General features: G+C 73.4%; 7 protein-coding genes and 1 pseudogene. All 8 read right to left on the bottom strand.

Annotation, left to right across the window (positions count from 1 at the left end; genetic code table 11):
* Positions 1-86: 86 nt before the first annotated feature.
* Positions 87-1,154, bottom strand: a complete 1,068-nt coding sequence (locus tag ABT122_RS24275; RefSeq protein ID WP_351555999.1) for a serine hydrolase domain-containing protein — start codon at positions 1,152-1,154, stop codon at positions 87-89.
* Complete coding sequence (locus tag ABT122_RS33655; RefSeq protein ID WP_502976196.1) at positions 1,151-1,528, bottom strand: hypothetical protein; 378 nt, start codon at positions 1,526-1,528, stop codon at positions 1,151-1,153. The genes ABT122_RS24275 and ABT122_RS33655 overlap by 4 nt, the downstream gene beginning before the upstream one ends.
* Positions 1,529-1,767: 239 nt before the next feature.
* Positions 1,768-2,202 (bottom strand): annotated as a pseudogene (locus ABT122_RS24265) (DUF5819 family protein); the annotation flags it as partial.
* A gap of 208 nt (positions 2,203-2,410) precedes the next feature.
* Positions 2,411-3,613, bottom strand: a complete 1,203-nt coding sequence (locus tag ABT122_RS24260) for a cytochrome P450 (RefSeq protein WP_351555994.1) — start codon at positions 3,611-3,613, stop codon at positions 2,411-2,413.
* 112 nt (positions 3,614-3,725) lie between these two features.
* Positions 3,726-4,781 carry an MDR family NADP-dependent oxidoreductase gene (locus ABT122_RS24255; RefSeq protein ID WP_351555992.1) on the bottom strand — a complete coding sequence of 352 codons (1,056 nt, stop codon included), beginning with the start codon at positions 4,779-4,781 and terminating at the stop codon, positions 3,726-3,728.
* Positions 4,778-6,544, bottom strand: coding sequence for a phytoene desaturase family protein (locus ABT122_RS24250; RefSeq protein ID WP_351555990.1), 1,767 nt, complete (start codon positions 6,542-6,544; stop codon positions 4,778-4,780). The genes ABT122_RS24255 and ABT122_RS24250 overlap by 4 nt, the downstream gene beginning before the upstream one ends.
* Positions 6,541-8,379: a phytoene desaturase family protein gene (locus tag ABT122_RS24245; protein WP_351555987.1), complete on the bottom strand. Its 1,839-nt coding sequence runs from the start codon at positions 8,377-8,379 to the stop codon at positions 6,541-6,543. The genes ABT122_RS24250 and ABT122_RS24245 overlap by 4 nt, the downstream gene beginning before the upstream one ends.
* Positions 8,369-17,983 carry a non-ribosomal peptide synthetase/type I polyketide synthase gene (locus ABT122_RS24240; protein ID WP_351555984.1) on the bottom strand — a complete coding sequence of 3,205 codons (9,615 nt, stop codon included), beginning with the start codon at positions 17,981-17,983 and terminating at the stop codon, positions 8,369-8,371. Before ABT122_RS24240 ends, ABT122_RS24245 begins: the two co-directional genes overlap by 11 nt.
* Positions 17,984-18,134: the final 151 nt, after the last annotated feature.

Below are 18,134 nucleotides of genomic sequence, written 5' to 3'. Positions count from 1 at the left end.
CCGGACACACCCGCAGGGGCCACCCGATCGCACGGCGTCGGGTGGCCCCTGCGGTTCCGGCGCGGGTCGCCGCGGCCCGAGCGGTCTCACTCCCCCGCCGACACCAGGTGCGCGCCGATGCCGTCGACATCATGGCCGGTGTTGGCGAGGACCACGGCCCCGCGCCCGGTGCGCCGGTCGAAGCCGATGAACGAGCGGGAGCCGCCGGTGCCGCCGTTGTGCCAGGTCACCTCCTGGCCGTCCCGGGTCAGGGTGAGCCACCCGAGACCGATGCGGTTCGGGCCGTCCGCCTCGAACCGGGGCCGGGCCGCGTCCGCTCCCGGGGCGGTGGTGCCGATCACCGCGAGCAGCAGCCGGGCGAGGTCCCCGGCCGTGGACCAGACACCGGAGCCCGAGGGGGCGTACCCCTCCGAGATCCAGGGCTGGACCGGCCGGCCGTCGCGGTCGTGCGGCAGCGCGCGCGGGTCCGGCAGCCGCTCCTCCTCCGTGGCGACAACCCGGGTCCGGTCCATTCCGAGCGGTGCGAGCAGCTCCCGCTCCAGCAGCTCCCCGTAGCCGTGGCCCGGGTGCGCCGCGGCGGCCAGGGCGTGGCCGAGCAGGGACATGCCGAGGTTGGAGTAGTCGAAGCCGCCGGCCGGTGCCGGGCCGGTGACGGCGGCGGCGCGCTGGAGGAAGGAGTCCCGGTCGATGCCTCGGTAGGGGTCACGGCCGCGGTGCACCCGGTAGGCGTCCCGCAGCGAGACCGGCAGCGACCGGTGGTGCAGCCGGGGCAGCCCGGACCGGTGGGAGGCCAGCTCGACGAGGGTGGCGCGGCCCGCCGGGCGGCCGGTGAAGCGGCTGGGCAGCAGCTCCGCGACCGTGGTGTCCGGTGCGACCGTGCCCCGTTCGGCGAGGCCGGCGAGGAGCATCCCGGTGAGGACCTTCGTGGCGGAGCCGATCTCGAACGCGGTGTGCTCGGTGGCCGGCTCCCGCGCGTCGCCGTGCTCCGTGCCGAGCGCGGCGAAACGGGCCGTGCCCCCGGAGACCACCGCCACGGAGAGGGTGTGGAAGTTGCCCGGGGCGCCCGCGGCCCGCTTCAGGCGCGCGATCAGCCCGGGGTCCCCGGTGCTCAGCCTCGGTGCCCACAGGGTGCGGTCGGGGGTGGTGTCGGTCATGCGGGTGCGGTCCTCGCCCGGCGGGCGCGGCGGGACAGGGCGTGTGTGCTCCTGTGCAGCCATCCGCCGATCGCAGCGTACTCACGGTCGGTGAAGAGAATCAGATCGGTGGCGATCATGAACAGGGAGAAGAAGGGGATGCCCATGAGGACACCGATCCCGACATGCATCAGGGCGACGAGAACGAAGGCCGTGTGGCGGGTGAGCGGGCGCAGCAGCAGGAGCGGGAAGAACGCCTGGAGGAACACCGTCGTATACGTGACGGCGTGGACGATGAACGCGTGCTCGTAGAGCAGCCGTGCCAGCTCCGGGAAGATCGAGTACTCGGCGACCCGGAGCACGCAGGAGAGGGCGGTGCCCTCCTGCCGGCGCATCCCCTGCACCTTGAAGAGCCCCGCGACGACATACAGCAGACAGAGCTGGATGACGACGGCCGCGGCGGCGCAGTTGTGGAAGGCCGTGCCGGCGCGGTGGCGGGTGCTCCGGCGGGAGGGCGCGGGCCGGCCCGCGCGGGCCCGGCGCCGCGCGCCACCCCGCCCCGGCAGGGCACCGCGTCGAATCTCGGGTACTCGTGGTCGCCTATGCGGATCTGTATCTGCGTGATGTTCCGGCCCCACTGCTGTCCGGCCCTCAGGGCCGCCAGTTCGACGAGCCGGCGGTGGGCCCTGTCGTACTGCCGGCGCGCGGGGGCGGAGACGGCCGCGAGAACGCGCGCGTCGACTTCCTCGACATCCGTTTCCCCGGGGTTCTTCTCCACGTATTCCCGCATGATCAGGTATTCGACGTCCTGGTACATGTGGAGCGCTCCCGACTCGACCCGGGGCAGCCGGTCCCGCAGCAGATCGTGGTGTCCACGGATCAGCCCGGGGCTGGTGAGGTCCAGGAATTCGGTCGGTTCCGCCCCGGGGGCCGTTTTCGCCCGTACCAGGAACCCGGCGTCCCGTTCCACGGGATCGGGGGCGAACAACTGCCAGTTCTGGTCGAAGAACGGTTTGATGTATCCGTCGGCGTATCGGCCCGCCGATGTCCTGAACGGTCCGTCCGGCATCAGGAAGACGACCGTGGCCGCCATGTGCACGACGAGGGCCGCCGCTGCGGGAGACAACAGCCCATCCGTGGTCATGGTTCGCACCCGCCGAACCCCGCCCCGGAGAGGCGGGATTCGGGCGGTCAATGGTCGTCGTGAATTCAACTTTATGAACTCGAAGCGCGGTCGCCGTTTCCCCCGCCGCACCGGCGCGGGCCCCGCCCTCCGGCTACCAGGTCACCCTGAGCCGCTTCGGACTGCGCGACGTCGTCCCCAGCCGCCATGCGACGCCCCCCATGGGTTCGTCGAGCCGGAGCCCCGGAAAGCGCGCGGCCAGCCGGTGCAGACCGAGGCGGAGTTCCAGCCGGGCGAGCCATGCGCCGAGGCAGTAGTGCGGCCCGGCACCGAAGGCGAGGCCGGGGCCCTCCAGCGGGGCGAAGAGGTCATCGAAGGGACGGGCGGGGAAGATGTCGGGGTCGCGGTTGGCCAGGGCGCAGTCGGCGAGGACGACCGAGCCCGCCGGGATGAGCACGCCACCGATCTCCACGTCCTCCGCGGTGTGACGGGCGCTCCCCTGGTCGTCGCCGAGGGGGATCAGATGGATCAGACGGTCGGCCATCGCCTCGGCCGCGTCCCCGTCGGCGCCCAGCCGGTGCCAGCACTCGGGGCGCTCACCGAGCAGATACAGCAGGGAGTTGCCGAGCATGGTCATGGTGCTGTCGTGGCCGCCCACCACCAGGCCGCAGACCAGATGCACCAGTTGGACCTCGGGGATACCGCCCTCGGTGTCGGCGGCCCGCACCAGGGAGCTGACCAGGTCGTCCCCGGGGGCGCGGCGGCGGCGGGCGATGAGTTCGGCCCCGAAAGCGGCGAACTCCGCGAGCGCGGAGGCCACATCCGCCTCGTCGTGGGTGCCGTCGGAGAACGCGTGCTCGGACCAGTGGCGCAGCCGGGGGCGCACCGAGTCGTCGAGCCCCATCAGCCGGCTGATCACCATCACCGGCAGCGGGAGGGTGTACTCGGCCACCACGTCCACCGGCGGCTCGCTGCGGGCCAGTCCGTCCAGGCACTGCTCCACGATCGCGGCGATCCAGGGCTGCCAGCGGGCGACGGCCCTCGGGGTGAACGCCCGGCGCAGGGTGCGGCGCAGCCGCAGATGGTCGTCGCCGTCCTGATTGAACATCAGCTCGGGGTTGTTCACGAGGTCGGGCACGGCGGAGAGGGACGGCGCGTCGGGGTCGTAGAGCCGGGAGCGTCTGAAGCGGCTGTCGGAGAGGACCTGCCGGACCTCGGGGTGGCGGCTCACCAGCCAGGCCGGGGAGCCGTCGGGCAGTTCGGTGAGACGGGGCGGTCCCGGCAGTCCGGAGACCAGCCGGTGGAGCGGCGGTGTGGGCCGGTGGGGGCAGCCGAGGGGGTGCTCGGTGGCGGACACGGTTCCTCCTGGCGGGGCGGGACGAGAGGGGAGCGCCCGGGTGCGGGGGTCCGGCCCGGGCGGGGTGCGGGTGTGCGGACGGGAGGCTCGCCCGGTCGGGCGGGGTGTTCGGTCAGAGCGCGACCAGGACCTTGCCGAGCCGGCTCCCCCGGTCCCGGTAGAGGCTCGCGTAGGCGGCCGGGATGTTCTCGAACCCGTGGTGGACCGTCTGGTCGCAGACCACCTCGCCCCGGCGGATCAGACCGCCCAGTTCCTCGTGGAGGGCCTGCCAGTTCCGCTCGGTGAACCATTCGAGCGAAAAGATGCCGCGGATCGTCGTGCGCGGGAACATGATGTACGGGAGCAGACGCGGCCCCATGGCCTCTCCCCCGACCTGCGTGGCCCACTGCCAGCACACGGCCACCTGGCTGTCGACGTTGAGCAGGGGGAAGACCGCGTCGGTGACGGCGCCGCCCAGATTGTCGAAGTACTTGTCGACACCGTCGGGGGCGGCGGTCCGCAGCGCCGACCGCACGGTGTCGGCGCTGTCCCCGTGGCGGTAGACGACGACGGCGTCGAAGCCCAGTCCGGCGAGGAGTGCCGCCCGGTGCGGGGTGGAGGTGGTGCCCACCACCCGGGCGCCCGCGCGCCGGGCGAGCTGGCCCACCAGGGTGCCCACGGAGCCGGACGCGCCGCTGATCACCACCGTGTCCCCGGCGGTGACCGTCATGAACCGGGTGAGCGTTCCCCAGGCCGTCATGCCGGGCCCGCCCAGGGCGCCCAGCGCGGTGGCGGGCGGCAGCACCTCGTCGTACCAGAGGGGGTCGAGCCGGCGGTAGGCCGGGAAGACCATGGGGAAGGTACCGGTCCGCCAGAGCGCGGGGGCGCCGGTGCTGATCAGATGGGTGCGCCAGCCGCCGAAGCCCTGGACCAGGTCGCCCGGGCGGTGGGCCGCGAGCGGGCCGGCGTCCAGCACCTCCATCACGGAGTCGGCGCCCATGGGGTCGCCGATGGGGGTGTCGCGGGCGATGCCCTGGAGGTAGGGGTCGACCGATACGTACACCGTCCGCAGCAGCATCTCGTCGGGCGCGAGCGTCACATCGAGGTGTTCGACGACCCGCTCGTAGACCCGTTCCACATCGGGGACGCCCTCCATGTGCTCCCGGACGACCCACTTCTCCGTTCTCATGACTCCTCCTTCGCCGGGGGGACGGCTCCGGGGCCGGTGCCGTCCGCGCCCGGGGCGACGGGAATGACCAGATGGACCGGCGGCGGGCCGGACTCGTCGATGGACGCGGTGAACTCCCTGCCGTCGTCCCGGCAGACGAACTGCATGACATGCCGGCCGGCGGCGGCGGCGCGGATCAGACCGCCGGTGGTGGCCCACACCCCCGACTGGTAGAAGCCGGCCAGGCCCGGCACCCCGGGCCCGTGCTTCTTGACCAGTTCCTCCAGGGTCTCGCCGCTCTCCACGAAGGGCTGCCAGCCGAGGACGGTCCCGTTGTAGTTGCCGGTGTAGCGGACCTGGGTGAGCGGGCTGGACACATCGCGTACGGCGATCGCGTCCTCGATGCCGGGGTACCGCTCCTCCAGGAACCGCACGATCGCGTCCCGGGCCCGCCGCTTGGCCGCGTAGTAGCCGCGTCCGTGCCGTACGGGCAGGGTGTGCAGCCGCAGGCCGCCGCGGTTCCTGCTGGCCTGTTCCGGGCCTTCGTCGAGGGCGCGCCAGGGTTCGATGTCGCAGAAGTAGGTGGCGTAGACGACGGTGGTGTCCCGCGGGGACAGCTCGGGGTAGTGCCTGCTGCGGAACTGCACGTTGATGCTCGGGTGGCGGATGCCGGTCAGCTCGGCCGCCAGGGTGTCGTCGAGCAGATGGGTGGTGCAGGGCTCGCCCTCGGGGAAGGGCCGGCGCAGGCCCAGGAAGAGGGTGAAGTAGCCGGGGAAGACCATGCCCGGTTCGAGGATGGTCCGGGTGTAGAGCTTGCGGTACTCGTCGTTGAGATAGCGGCCCTTGAGGAGCTTCATCATGGTGGTGTGGCCGTCGCAGGCGGAGATGACGATGTCGGCCCGGTACTCGCGGCCGTCGGTGAGCCGGACCCCCACCGCCCGGTCGTTCTCGACGAGCACCTCCTCGACCTTCGCGTTGTACGTCACCTCGCCGCCGAGCCGGAGGTAGCGCTGTTCGATCGAGGTGGCGAGGCCGAGCGAGCCGCCCTCGGGCACTCCGGCGGAGAGGTTGGCGTGCGAGGCGAGCTGGAAGTGGAACGGCAGCACGGGGAAGGCGGGGTGCTTCTCGTACAGGATGAAGTTGAACGCCTCGCGCAGCAGCGGGTCCTTGAACCGGGCCGAGTAGTCGGCCATCAGCACGGTGATGGAGGTGCGGATGACATTGAAGTACGGGAGGAAGGAGGCGAGCATCCGCCAGCGCTCCATCCGTCCCATCAGGCCGACGGGTTTGAGGAAGGGGTAGACGGCGAGGCACTCGCGGAAGGCGCGCAACTGGCCGCAGAAGTGCCGGATCAGTCGCGCGTCGGCGGGCGAGAGCCGGGTGAGATGGGCCTGGAGACGGTCGGGGTCGGAGTAGAAGCGGACGGTGCGGCCGTCCCGGCCGCGCACGATGTTGAACACATCGAAGTGGCGCACCAGTTTGCCCTGGAGGGCGCCCAGCTCCAGCCAGATCTGGTGCATCTCGTTGCCCGGGCCGCTGCCGAGCAGCCAGCTGACACAGCAGTCCAGGGTGAAGTCCCCGCGCTCCCAGGCGGTGCAGCAGCCGCCCGGGATCTCGTGCATCTCCAGGATGTGGCTGCGGTAGCCGTTCATCTGGGCGTAGCACCCGGTGGAGAGGCCGCCGAGCCCCGCACCGATGACGATCACTGTCTCCCTGCCGCTCCTGGCGGTTCGCGCCACGGGTCCGCTCTCCTTCGCCGGGGTCTCGCGCCGGATCGCCCTCATGGGCCGGTCCCCTCCCGCCAGGGCTGCCGGCCCCGCCGGTCCAGCTGGGGGAGCCGGCCGAGGCGGTCGCGGTGCCAGGGGCCGCGCACGGTGGCCTCCTCCGCCCGGAACGGCAGGCCCCACTCCTCGCAGAGGTACTGGACGGCGAACCGGCCGGTGGAGGCGGCGCGGATCAGACCGCCGAGGCCGACCCACTGGCCGGCCATGGAGAAGCCGCTCAGACCCGGCAGCCGCATCCGGTCCTTGCCCACCAGTCCCGCGGCCACGTCGTCGGCGTCGGAGAAGGCCTTCCAGGCGAGGATGGAGCCGTCGAGATTGCCGGTGTACCGCTTGGTGGTGACGGGCGAGGCCACGTCGATCAGCTCGATCCGTTCGGCGACGCCCGGCCAGCGGCGCTCCAGGAAGTCCCGGACGAAGAGGGCTACCTGGCGCTTGCGCTCCCGGTACTCCCGGCGGTCGTGGGCGCGCAGCTCCCGCCAGTAGGCGAAGTCGCTGAAGTAGGTGCAGTGGACGACCGATTTCCCCGGTGGGGCGAAGCCGTCCGCGTAGCGGGAGCGCAGTTGCACCACCAGGCTGCGCTGGAGGCCGCCCGGGAGCCGGGCGGCGTCCTCGGCGGAGAGCAGATGGGTGGTGCTGTGGGTGGTGTCGGGGCCGGGGTCGCCGTCGATGCCGACGAAGGCCGAGACGACCGCCGGGAAGAGGGTGCCGGGGCGGTTCAGCAGATCGTCGTAGAGCCGGTCGATGCGGGGGCCGGTCCAGCGGCCGTCGAGCAGGGAGTAGATGGTGGTGTGGCCGTCGCAGGCGGCGACGACATGGTCCGCGTAGAAGCGCTTGCCGCTGGTGAGTTCGATCCCCACGGCCCGGTTCTCCTCGACCAGGACGCGCGCGACCCGGGAGCGGTAGCGGATCGAGCCGCCGAGCCCCGTGTACCGCTCCTCGATGGAACGGGCGAGGCCGAGCGATCCCCCTTCGGGGAAACCGGCGTTGCGGTGGCGGGCGGCGGCCATGTTGAAGAGATAGGGCAGCAGCGGAAAGCCCTCGGGGTCCTGGAAGAAGATGTTCCGGAACGCCCGGCGGAGCAGGGGGTCCTCGAAGCGGTCGGCGAAGGTGTGGATGGGGGTGGCGGCGGTGCGCCAGAAGAGCAGGAAGGCGGGGAGGACGGTCCGCAGCAGGGCGGCGCGCTCGCGCACCGTGCGCAGCGGCGGCGGGGTCAGGAAGGGGTAGAGCTGGATGGCGGCGAACCGCCGCAGGTCACGGCAGAAGGCGCGGATGTGGGGGGCGTCGGCGGGGGAGATCTCCAGCAGGTGCCGCTCCAGCCGGTCGGGGTCGTTGTAGAAGGTGACGGAGCGGCCGTCCTCGCCGACGACCCGGTTGAACATGTCGAAGTTGGTGATGGTCTTGCCGTCGAGCGCGCCCAGCTCGCGCCAGATGCGGTGTGCCTCGTTCCCGGGCGCGGTGCCGATCAGCCACTCGATGCAGTAGTCGAAGATGTAGCCGTCGCGGGCCCATGCGGTGCAGCAGCCGCCGGGGATCACATGCTTCTCGAAGATCCGGGTCCGGATGCCGTTCATCTGCGCGTAGCACCCGGTGGACATTCCGGCGACCCCCGCGCCGATGATGATCACTCGGGGCGGCCGGGCGGCCGGGCCGCGCCCGGGGGTCCAGCGGTCGGGCGGGCGGACGCTCCAGTCGCAGGAGTCGTCCCCGGCCGTATCGCCCCCGGAGGTACCGCTCCCGGCCGTATCGCGCGCGGCGGCCGTACCGCTCCCGGTCGCGTCGTCCTCGGGGCGGCTGTCCGGTGGAGGGCCGTCACTGGGCAGGTCGTCACTGCGCATGGCGCGCCCCGTCTCCCGTCAGCGTGCGGCGGACCAGCTCGGCGTTGCGGGCGAGATGCCCGGGGTCGAGCATGTCGGCGTGGGTTCCGGAGCCCCGGAGCACGGTGTGGGCGGTGGTGGAGCTGCCGTGCCAGGTGCCGGGGGCTCCGGCGGCGTACAGCTCCGCCTTCTCCTCGTCGGTGACGACGCTGACCGCGGCCTCGACCTCACCGAGGTTGGGGGTGCGGCCGCAGAAGGCGAGGTACTCGGCGGCGTGCTCCATGGTCTGCCGGGCGACGATCTCCGATCCGGTGTGTTTGCGGAGGTGCTCGCGCAGCTCCGTCTCGAAGCCGTTGAGGTGTTCCGGGCCGGGGACATGGACCGCCGTGATGCGGTGCGAGTCGAGGATGACCACATGGGCCACCCGGCGTCCGCGCCGCTCCAGCTCCTTGGCGGTCTCGAAGGCGAGGTTGCCGCCGAGGGAGTAGCCGAGGAGGAGACAGGGGCCCTCCGGCTGGAGGGCGACGACGAGATCGGCGTAGCGCGTCACCTTGTCGTCGCCGGGCACGTAGTTGAAGGCGGTGAGGCGGTAGCGCGGGAGGTGGGCGGCGAGCCCCCGGTAGACGAGGCCGTGGCCGCCGGCCGGCGGGAAGCAGAAGACCCGCTCCCCGGGTCCCCGGCCGGGGCCGTCGCCGGCCTCCTCGCCGACGGGGTCGTCCGCGTGGTCGTCGGGCCGGTCGTCGAAGTCGATCCAGGGCCGGTCGTCGGCGGAGCCCTCGGCGCTGATCTCCGCGACGGCGGCGGCCATCCCGTGCAGGGTCGTGACCCGGTAGAGCCGGCTGACGGGGATGGCGACGCCGAACTCCGTCCGGAGGTGGTGGATCAGCTCGATGAGCTTGATCGAGCTGCCGCCGGCCTCGAAGAAGTCCGTCTCGGTCCCCACCTCATCCAGCCCGAGGAGGGCCTTCCAGTGCCGGGCCATGCCGATCTCCCAGCGGGTCGTGGGCGGCTCGTGGGCCGGCTCCTCCGTCTCGCCGGTCCCGGGGCGCGGGTCCGGCAGGGCGGCGGTGTCGACCTTGCCGTGCGGGGTGAGGGGCAGCGCCGGCAGCTCGACGAAGTACGAGGGGATCATGTACGCCGGGAGGAGCCCGGCGAGGTGGCGGCGGAGCGCGCGCCGGTCCAGCGGCGTCCCGGCGACGGGAACGCACCAGGCGCAGAGCACCGGCTCGCCCCGGGCGTCCGGGCGGACCGCGACCACCGCCCGGGTCAGACCGGGCGACTGCGCGAGGGGCGAGGCGATCTCCTCGATCTCGATGCGGTGGCCGTGGAGCTTGATCTGGGTGTCGGCCCGGCCGAGCAGATGGACCCGGCCGCCGGCGTCCCAGCGGGCGAGGTCGCCGGTGCGGTAGAGCCGTTCGGGCGCGGCGCCGGGACGGCGGCTCAGGGAGCGGGTGACGAAGCGCTCCGCCGTGCGGTCCGGGTCACCGGCGTATCCCATGGCGACCCCGTCACCGCCGATCCAGAGTTCACCGCCCACCCCCGGCGGCACCGGTTCACCGTGCCGGTCCAGGATGTGCAGGGTGCTGTTGGCCAGCGGCCGGCCGATCGGAACGGTCCGGCCGGGCTCCAGACCGTCGGCGGGCCCCTCGAAGAAGGCGCTGTCGATGGTGGCCTCGGTGACCCCGTAGGAGTTGATGACCCGGGTGCGGGGGCCGGCGAGGGCGCGCAGCCGCTCGTACTCCTCGACCCGCCAGGCGTCGGAGCCGACGACCAGCAGCCGCATGAAGTCCAGCCGCAGGCCCCGGCTCGCGCAGTGGTCCATCAGCCCGCGCACGACGGCCGGGACGAACTCGGCGCTGTCGACGCCCTCGTCGAGCATCGTGCGGTACAGCCGGTCGGTGTCGAAGAGCAGATCCCGGTCGGCCAGGACCAGGCTGCCGCCCGAGCAGAGCGCCCGGACGAGGTCGCCGGTGAAGACATCGAAGGAGGGCGCGGCCATCTGGAGATGGACGCCGGGCTCCCCCTCCTCCAGCCCGTACTCCTCGCGCCACGCGCCGTACGCGGAGGCGAGGTTGCGGTGGCTGACCCGGACGGCCTTGGCGCGGCCCGTGGAGCCGGAGGTGTGGATCACATACGCGGGCGAGTCCGGGTCCACGGTCACCACCGCCCGGTCCGGCCCGCCGCCGCAGGGGTCGGGGCCGCCGGGGTCCATGGGGTGGGTGGTGGAGACGGCGGAGCGCGGCTCCGGCGCGTCCAGCTCGGCCGGGGTGACCGTCCGGGCGGGCAGTTCCGGCAGGCCCGCCCGCGCGGCGGTGTCCTCGACCACCACCAGGCCGGCGCCCGCGCCGCGCACCATCCGGGCGATCCGGCCGGCCGGCTGGTCGGGCTGGACCGGGAGGTACGCGCCGCCCGACTTCCATACCGCGAGCAGGGCGATGACCAGCTCGGGGGACTTGTCCAGACAGAGGGCGACCACGGAGCCGGGCCCGACGCCGAGGGCGCGCAGCCGATGGGCCTGGAGAGTGGACCGGCGGTCGAGTTCGCCGTAGGTCAGCCGCTCCCCGGCGCGCCCGGGCGACGGAGGTACGGAGACGGCCACCGCCCCGGGCCGCTCGGCCGCCACCCTGCTGACGCGCAGATGGACCGGCACACGGGGAGCGGACCCGGCGGCCCGGTCCGCGCCGGGTGCCTCGCCCCGCCGTCCGGCACCGCTCCACCGGCCGATGAGCCGCTCGCGCTCCTGGTCGCCGAGCATCTCCAGCCGGGTGGCGGGCGCCCCGGCCGGGGCGCGGGTCAGTTCGTCGAGCAGCCGGCGGTAGTGGCCGGCCAGCCGGCGCGTCGTCGCGGGGAGGAAGAGGTCGGTGTTGTACTTGAGGACGCAGTGGAAGCGGTGCTCCGCCTCGTCCTCGTAGGCCGACAGGGTGAGGTCGAACTGCCCCTCCTCCTCGGGGAGTTCGATGTACTCCAGCCGGTATCCGTACTTCTCGGTGGCCACCTTGTGGGTGAGCAGGATGAACATCGCCTGGAAGACGGCGGAGCGGCTGGGGTCGTGCTGGAGGCCGAGCCGGTCGACCAGCAGGACGAAGGGGTACTCCTGGTTGTCCAGCCCGTTCAGGACCGTTCTGCGCACCTGCTCCAGCAGGGCGGCGACGGACGGCTCGCCGGACAGGTCGGCGTGGAGGGGCAGCGGGTTGACGAAGTATCCGTAGACCGGGGCGAACTCCTGGCGGGTGCGGCCGGTGACCGGGCTGCCGACGACGATGTCGTCCTGGCCGGAGTAGCGGTGCAGCAGCAGGTAGTAGGCGGTCAGCAGCACCACGAAGGGGGTCACCTGGTGGGCGCGGGCGAGGTCGTGGACGCGGGCGCTGAGGCCGGTGTCCAGGACGAAGAACTCGGACGCGCCGTTGTGGGTCTGCACGGCCGGACGGGGCTTGTCGGCCGGGAGGTCGAGCAGCGGCACCCGCTCCGGGAGGTGGGAGCGCCAGTAGGTGAACATCCGCTCGGCGTCGGGGCTCGCGAGGAAGCGGTTCTGGTCGTTGAGGAAGTCGAGGTAGCGGGCGGTCACCGGCGCGAGTTCCGGTTCGGCGCCCCGGCGCAGCGCCTCGTACACCGCGAGGAGTTCCTCGATGAAGGTGAAGGTCGAGATCGCGTCGGAGACGATGTGGTGGACCGCCTTCATGATGATCCAGCGGCCGGGGGCGCGCCGGAACAGCCGGAAGCGGAAGAGCCGGTCGTGGGCGAGGTCGTAGGGCCTGCGGTACTCGGCCACGATGCGGCTGTGGATGTCGTCCCACTCCAGGTGCCGTACGTCGAAGAGGGCGAGGTCCGGGTCGGCCTCCGGGGAGACCCGCTGGACGGCCCGGCCGTCCACGAGGAGGAAGTTGGAGCGCAGGGCGGGGTGGCGGGCGACCACCCGGCGCACGGCCTCGAACATCAGCTCGGGGTCCAGTTCCACCCCGACCTCCACCGCGCCGCCGATGTTGTAGGCGTACCCCTCGGGGTTGAGCTGCTTGAGGAACCAGAGCGCCTTCTGGTTCTGGGTGAGGGGATACTCGCTCTCGTCCTCGAAGACGGCGGGCGCGAGGGCTGCGGAGTGCTCCTCGTCGGCCGCCACCAGCGCGGTCAGCTCCTGGTGCAGCCGGTCGCTCAGCTCGCCGACCGGGGTGCCGCTCAGCAGGGCGACCACCGGGAGCGCGATCCCGAACTCGGTCTGGACCCGGCCGCGCAGCTCCATCGCCAGGAGGGAGTCGAGGCCGAGGCCGCCGAGACCGGCGGCGGGCTCGATCTGCTCCGGGCGCGCCCGGAGCACCGAGGCCGCGAGTTCGGTGAACCGCGCGGCCACCAGGGAGCGCCGCTCCTCGGGTCCCGCGGCGCGGAAGGCGTCCGCCAGTCCGTTCCCGCCGGTGCCGCGCGCCCGGGGCGCCTCCGCCGCCAGCTCCGCGACCAGCGGTGGCGGGGTGGCGTACCAGGAGAGGAAGACCGGCCAGTCGACGACGGTGGCGATGAGCAGCTGGGCCCGGTCCTGGCCGATGACGCGCTCCAGCACGGCCATCCCGGCGTCGGGCGCCAGCGAGCTCATGCCCCGGTTGTCGAGGTAGTGGCCGACGAGCCCCAGCTCCTCGATCATGCCGGTGGCCCAGGGTCCCCAGTCGAGACTGAGCGCCGGGAGGCCCCGGGCGCGGCGGTGGTGGGCGAGGGCGTCCAGGAAGGCGTTCCCGGCCGCGTAGTTGGTCTGGCCGGCCGTGGTCAGCAGCGAGGCGATCGAGGAGAAGAGGACGAAGTGCTCCAGGGGCTCGTCCGCGAGGTGCCGGTGGAGCAGCAGGGCGCCGAGGACCTTGGGGTCGTGGACGGCGTCGAAGGTCGCCCGGTCCATCTCCGGGACGAGCGCGTCGCGCACCTGTCCCGCCAGGTGGAACACGCCCCGGACGGGCGGCGGATCGCCGCGCCGGTGGGTGTCGAGCCAGTCGGTGAGCGCCCGCTCGTCGGTGAGGTCGACGGAGGCGGGGAGCGCCTGGGCGCCCAGGGCCTCCAGCTCCTTGAGGAAGGCGATGGCCCGGCCCTCGGGGGTGGCGGGGTCGGTGTCGCGCCACTGGTCGCGGGCGGGCAGCCGGGTGCGGCCCAGCAGGATCAGCCGGCGGGCTCCGCGCCGGACGAGAGTGCGGCAGAGCAGCCGGCCGAGCGCGCCGAAGGCCCCGGTCACCAGATAGCTGCCGTCGGCGCGCAGCCGCAGCGGGAGGGGCCGGGTGAGCCCTTCGGCACGGCGCATCCGGCTGGTGAGGCGGTGCCCGCCGCGCAGGGCGATCTCCTCCTCGTCGTCGGTGAGGATCTCGCGGAGCAGTTGGTGCGCGCGGTCGGTCGGCGCGTCCCCGGAGCCGGCCGGCTCTCCGGGATCGAGGTCGATCAGCTTGCCCCGGTGGTCCGTCAGCTCCTGGTGCCACAGCACCCGGCCCACTCCCCAGGCCGGTGCGCCGAGCGGTGCGACGTCCTCCCCCGGGGTCACCGGCTGCGCCCCGCGGGTGACGACATGGAGGCGGCCCCGGACCCCGGAGGAGAGCAGCGCGCGGGCCAGGGCGATCAGCGAGTACGCGGCGGTGGCGCTGTGGACTCCGAGTTCGGCCGCCGGGGCGTCCGCGATGCCCGGCAGATCGAGGTTCCAGAGGTGGACCACGGCCCCGAAGGAGGTCGTGCCGCCGGCGCCGAGGTCGGCGAAGAGGCGCTCCAGGTGGTCGCTGGAGCCGGGGACGACGGTGAACTCGCCGCCGGACGGGGCCGCCGGGCCGGCCTCGTACCCTCTTGCGCGGTAGGCGGCCCCCGGGCGGACCAGATGGCAGCGGATGCCCCGGGCGGCCACCAGGGCCGCGAGCGCGTCCCCGGTTCCCCGGGTGTCCGCGAGGATCAGCCAGTCGTCCCCGGGGCCCGCCGGCTCTCCGTCGTCGCCCGGGGCGGGCGGGGTCTCGGTCCAGACGGTCTCGGTGAGCCAGGAGTCGATCGTGCCCCGGCCGACCGAGGTCGCGGCCCTCTCCACATCGGCCGCGCGGAAGCCGCCGATCCGCCCGATCGCCGTGCCGTCCTCCGTGTGGAGGGCGATGTCGCCGACCAGCTCGTCCCCGGTGGCGCGGGTCACGGTCGCGTGCGCCCAGAGCGGCCGGTCCCCCACGGGGTCCACGGACACCTCGTCGATGGCGAGCGGCAGCCGGATGCCGGTGCCCGCCGCGCCGCCGGCACCGTGGCCGCCGTCCTCCTCGGTGTCGAGGAGCTGGGGGGTGAGCAGCGACTGGAAGCAGGCGTCGAGCAGGGCGGGGTGGAGGTGGTGGCCCGCCGCGTCGTCGCCGATCGCCGCGGGGGGACGCAGCCGCGCCAGTGCCTCGCCGGGGCCGATCCACACCTCCTCGATGGCCTGGAAGGCGGGGCCGTACCGATAGCCCAGGGCCGCCAGCTCCGCGTAGCACCGCGCGCCGTCGAGCCGGCGGGTGCTGCGGGCGCGGATCGGCCCGGGGTCGAGCGCCGGCCCCGGCGACCGGCGCTGACCGGTGCGGACGACACCGCTGGTGTGCACGGTCCGCTCCCCCTCCGGGCCGCTCCCCGTTCCGGGCACCGACGCGATGGTGAACTCCGCGCTCTCCTCGGAGAGCGAGAGCGTCACCGTCCGGCTCTCCCCCTCGGGCAGGAAGAGCGCTCTGCGCAGCTCGATCCCGGTGAGCCGGACGGCGGTGCCGCCGGTGAGGGAGCGGACGGCCTGGGCCGCCATCTCCAGATAGCCCGCGGCCGGGAAGACCACGGAGTCCTGGATGCGGTGGTCGGCGAGGTAGGGCAGCCGCTCGGTGTCGAGCGCGGACCGCCAGGTCGGCTCGGGGTGGTCGGTGCGGCGGCCGAGCAGGGGGTGGTCGAGCCGGCCGAGGCGGACCCGGGCGACCGGCTCCGGCTCCGTCCAGTGCCGTTCGCGCTTCCAGGGGTAGCGCGGCAGGGGCACGGGGACGCCCGAGGGGTGCAGGACGTTCCAGTCGATGGCCGTGCCCAGGTTGTGCAGCGCGGCCAGGGAGGCGGCGAAGCAGCCGGTCTCGCTCTCCCGGCGGCGGATGGAGGGCAGGGTGCGGCACTCGCGCTCCCGCTCGTCGAAGCACTCGCGGATCGAGTGGCCGAGGACGGGGTGCGGTCCGATCTCCAGGAAGAGCCGGTGTCCGTCGTCGGCCAGCCGGTCGATCGCCGCGCGGAAGCGGACCCGGTCACGGACGTTGTGCCACCAGTACCCGGCGTCCAGCTCCCGGCCGTCCGCGAGGCCCTCGCGGGCGGTGGTGTGGAGGGGTACGCGCGCGGCGCGCGGCTCCAGCCCGTCCAGCGAGGCCAGCAGCTCGTCCTTGATCGATTCCATGCCGGCGCTGTGGTACGGCACCCGCACGGCCAGGAAGCGGGTGAAGACCTGCTCGGCGCGCAGCTCCCCGGCCAGCTCGGCGAGTGCGTCCTCCTCCCCCGCGAGGGTGATCCCGGTGGGGCCGTTGACCGCGGCGACGGACACCCGGTCGCCGTAGGGGCGCACCCGCCGCTCCGCCTCCTCCTCGGGGAGACCGGCGGCGAGCATGGTGCCGGTGCCGGAGAGCTTCTGCTGGAGCCGGCTGCGGTGCAGGGCGATCCGTACCGCGTCGGTCAGGCTGTAGACACCCGCCTCGTGGAAGGCGGCGATCTCGCCGGTGCTGTGGCCGACGATGGCGTCCGGCCGGACTCCGTGGCTGCGCCAGAGGGCGGCGAGGCCGGTCTGCACCGCGAAGTTGGCGGGCTGGGCGAGCCAGGTCTCCTCCATCCGGGACGCGCTCTCGTCCGCGAGAAGCTCGTCGATCAGGGACCAGTTGGCGAGCCGGTGGATCTCCCGGTCGCAGCGGACGAGCGCCTCGCGGAAGACGGGTTCCCGGTCGAACAGCTCCCGGCCCATGCCCCACCACTGGGGCCCCATACCGGTGAAGACCCAGACGAGCCGGCGGTCGGCGGGGTCGGCCACCCGGCCCTCGACCACGCCCGGATGGGGCTCGTCGCGGAGGAAGGCGGCGAGGCCCTCGTCGAGTCCGGCGCGGGAGGAGTGGATGACGGAGAGGCGTGACTCCAGGTGCTGGCGGCGGTGGGCGAGGGTGTGGCCGAGGTCGGCCAGCGCGACCGGGGTGCCGTGCTCCCCGGCGAGTTCGCGCCGGATGCCGTCGGCGACCTCGCGGAGGGCCTCCGGGGTGCGCGCGGTCAGCGGGAGGATGGTCCAGCCCCGTGCGGGCGTCTCCTCGGCCGGCGTCTCCTCCGCCGGCGTCTCCCGGGCGGGCGGTGTTCTGCCGGGTGCCTCCTCCAGGACCACATGCGCGTTGGTGCCGCCGAAGCCGAAGGAGTTCACCCCGGCCCGCGCGGGCCCGGGGTGGTCGGGCCAGTCGGTGACCCGGGTGGGGATCTCGTACGGCAGCGCGGCGCGGTCGATGGCGGGGTTGAGCCGCTCCAGATTGATGTGGGGCGGGATCGTGCGGTGCTTGAGGCAGAGGGCCGCCTTGATCAGCCCGGCGATGCCGGCGGCGGACTCGGTGTGCCCGATGTTCGCCTTGACCGATCCGACGTAGCACTTCGCGCCCGGCGCCCGCCCGGTGGCGAGCGCCCTGCCCAGCGCGTTCGCCTCGATGGGGTCGCCGAGCGGCGTCGAGGTACCGTGGGCCTCCATGTACTGGAGCCCGCCCGGGGTGATGCCCGCCTCGGCGCAGACCCGGCGGACCAGCTCCACCTGGGCGTCCGGGTTGGGCACGGTGATGCCCTGGGTGCGGCCGTCCTGGTTGACCCCGCTGCCGGTGATCACCGCGTGGATCGGGTCCCCGTCGCGCAGCGCGTCCTCCAGCCGCTTGAGGGCGACGATGCCGACTCCTTCGGCCCGCACATAGCCGTTGGCCCCCGCGTCGAAGGTGCGGGAGCGGCCGTCGGGCGAGAGGAAGCCGCCCTTGGTCTCGGCGATGGTGTACTGCGGCGCCATGTGCAGCAGGGCGCCGCCGGCCAGCGCGAGCCCCGTCTCCCCCTTGTTGAGGCTCTCGCAGGCGAGGTGCACGGCGACCAGGGAGGAGCTGCACGCGGTGTCGACGGAGAGGCTGGGGCCGCGGAAGTCGAAGCAGTACGAGATGCGGTTCGACACCATCGTCATCATGGTGCCGGTGGCGGTGTGCGCGGCCAGGGAGCCGAAACCGAGGTCGGAGAACTGGAGGATCTTGTAGTCGAGGGTGAACGCGCCCACGTAGACGGCGGTATCGGTGCCGGCGAGGTCCGCGGGCCGCTGGCCGCCGTCCTCCAGCGCCTCCCAGGCCACCTCCAGCAGCTTGCGCTGCTGGGGGTCCATGTGGTCGGCCTCGCGCGGGCTGATGCCGAAGAAGGCGGGGTCGAACTCGTCGAAGCCGTCGATGTATCCGCCCCGGCCGCCGGTCAGCCGCCCGGGCTTGTCCTGGTGCCGGCTGGCGAGCGTGGTGATGTCGTAGCGGTCGGCGGGTGTCGGGGTGATGCAGTCCTTGCCCTCCAGGAGGTTGCGCCAGTACGTGCGGTGGTCCGACGCGCCACCGGGCAGCCGGCAGCCCATGCCGATGATCGCCACTCTGCCTCGCGTGGGGGCGCTGGTCTCGTCAGCCATGGTCGAACTCCTCACGTCGTGGCGCTGGGCAGGGGGGACCCGCTTGACCGGGCAAGGGGGTACGGAGAGACCGGCGGCGGGCCCGTGCGGGCACCGGCCCGCTCGCTCACCGGGGGGAGACCGGACTCACCGGGCGGGAACCGGCCGGCTC

The organism is Streptomyces sp. NPDC001985 (genome assembly GCF_040296845.1).
Taxonomy (GTDB): domain Bacteria; phylum Actinomycetota; class Actinomycetes; order Streptomycetales; family Streptomycetaceae; genus Streptomyces.
The sequence above is the reverse complement of the archived record's forward strand: the minus strand, read 5'-3'. Positions and strand labels throughout refer to the sequence as shown.

Bases quoted from the DNA above. Each gene is read 5' to 3' on its own strand.
- ABT122_RS24255 (WP_351555992.1), bottom strand. From the start codon at position 4,781: ATGAGAACGGAGAAGTGGGTCGTCCGGGAGCACATGGAGGGCGTCCCC.
- ABT122_RS33655 (WP_502976196.1), bottom strand. From the start codon at position 1,528: ATGCGCCGGCAGGAGGGCACCGCCCTCTCCTGCGTGCTCCGGGTCGCC.
- ABT122_RS24240 (WP_351555984.1), bottom strand. From the start codon at position 17,983: ATGGCTGACGAGACCAGCGCCCCCACGCGAGGCAGAGTGGCGATCATC.
- ABT122_RS24245 (WP_351555987.1), bottom strand. From the start codon at position 8,379: ATGCGCAGTGACGACCTGCCCAGTGACGGCCCTCCACCGGACAGCCGC.
- ABT122_RS24250 (WP_351555990.1), bottom strand. From the start codon at position 6,544: ATGAGGGCGATCCGGCGCGAGACCCCGGCGAAGGAGAGCGGACCCGTG.
- ABT122_RS24275 (WP_351555999.1), bottom strand. From the start codon at position 1,154: ATGACCGACACCACCCCCGACCGCACCCTGTGGGCACCGAGGCTGAGC.